The sequence below is a fragment of the Vibrio sp. Vb0349 genome (assembly GCF_033338975.1).
On the sequence record NZ_JAWOTS010000200.1, the window covers coordinates 1 to 1,401 of the forward strand.

Sequence of the window (1,401 nt, forward strand, 5' to 3'; positions counted from 1 at the left end):
AAGCTCAGAGAAGAAAATCAAATTCATCTTCACAAAAAACCGCGTAAAATTCTCTTGTTTAGAAAAGATTTACAGTCGATTCACTGTAATATCAGAAACGTAGCCGTTGCCAATGTTAGCGAGTGCGCCATGTATCATTAATGCTGCTTCTTCTGCGCTCATAAAGCTACTCGTATCCAAGCTCTTACCACTGGTTTCCCAAAACTCCGTCGCCATTCCTCCCGGATACACGGCAATAATCTTCATTGGCTTACCTTTCAGCTCCAGACGAACCGATTCAATCAATCCTTTGACTGCCCATTTCACAGCGCAGTATGTGGATTCTTGAGCTTTGGGCTGCTGAGCCGCAGTAGACATGATCATCACTACATTAACAGGCTGATCCTTGTATCGCTTAACCAACTCCCGCAGCACGTTAAGCGCTGAGCTGAGATTATTCTCTATTAAGGTTTGAATCTGCTCTGGATCTTGCTCTTGTAACAACCCAACGTACCCACTGCCTGCACTGTGAACCACCGTGCTCGGAATAGAATCTAATTGTTCAAACAATTGTTCCACTTCTTGATGGGATGCGAGATCACAAGCTCGATAGCCAACATTGTTCGATAAGCAGTTTGTGACTGTAGAGAGCTTACTCTCACTTCGGCCAGTCAGATAAGTGGCTTTCCCTTCCGCATCATAAAGCTTGGCCAACTCCGCCCCTAAGCCGCTACTTGCACCTGTGATTACAATCATTTTCTACCTCGTTCGTAAAAGTGCTTTCTAATGTGTGTACCAATTAAGGTAACGGAATATAGGCTGATTCACATCTTACGAACGCCATTCTTTGAAGCAGCATGACTTTCTGATTTTAACGCTCGTTAACTTCTAAATATGCCCAATAGTTTTCAAAACTATCCAATGGTTCGGATACCAGTACCTTGATCACGAAGCCCATCAAGCACAAAGAGAACCCGGAAATTTCACCTATGCTTAAACAAAGAATAATGTTTTGAATTTCCTATCGACTTTCTCACTAAAGATAAGAGGCACATGAGAATGACCGGCTCCAAATGGCAGTGGCTGCTTAAACAAATGACACGCAAACTGTGGGTTCGTACATCACTTTTCGCCTTACTTGCTGTTGTAACCGCCCTGATCTCTATTGTTTTAAATAAATTCATTACCCTGCCTCCCACCATCAATGTCAGTAATGAGCTGCTGAATAACATATTGAATATTCTCGCGACGTCGATGCTGGCGGTGACGACGTTTTCACTCAACATTAGGGTTTCAGCGTACAGCGCGGCCAGTGCGGGGGTCACTCCTAGAGCTACCAAGCTATTGATGGAAGACAGCACAACGCAAAATGCTCTGGCGACTTTTCTTGGCTCATTCTTGTTTAGTTTGGTAGGTATCATC

At 43.9% G+C, this 1,401-nt stretch carries 2 protein-coding genes; one reads left to right on the forward strand and one right to left on the reverse strand.

The window, feature by feature from the left end:
• Positions 1–69: 69 nt before the first annotated feature.
• Positions 70–735: an SDR family oxidoreductase gene (locus R7Q47_RS24525; RefSeq protein ID WP_318089844.1), complete on the reverse strand. Its 666-nt coding sequence runs from the start codon at positions 733–735 to the stop codon at positions 70–72.
• 303 nt (positions 736–1,038) lie between these two features.
• On the opposite strand from R7Q47_RS24525, the gene R7Q47_RS24530 reads away from it, so the two are divergent.
• A partial coding sequence (locus R7Q47_RS24530) for a DUF2254 family protein (RefSeq protein ID WP_318089846.1) occupies positions 1,039–1,401 on the forward strand: 363 nt, incomplete at its 3' end.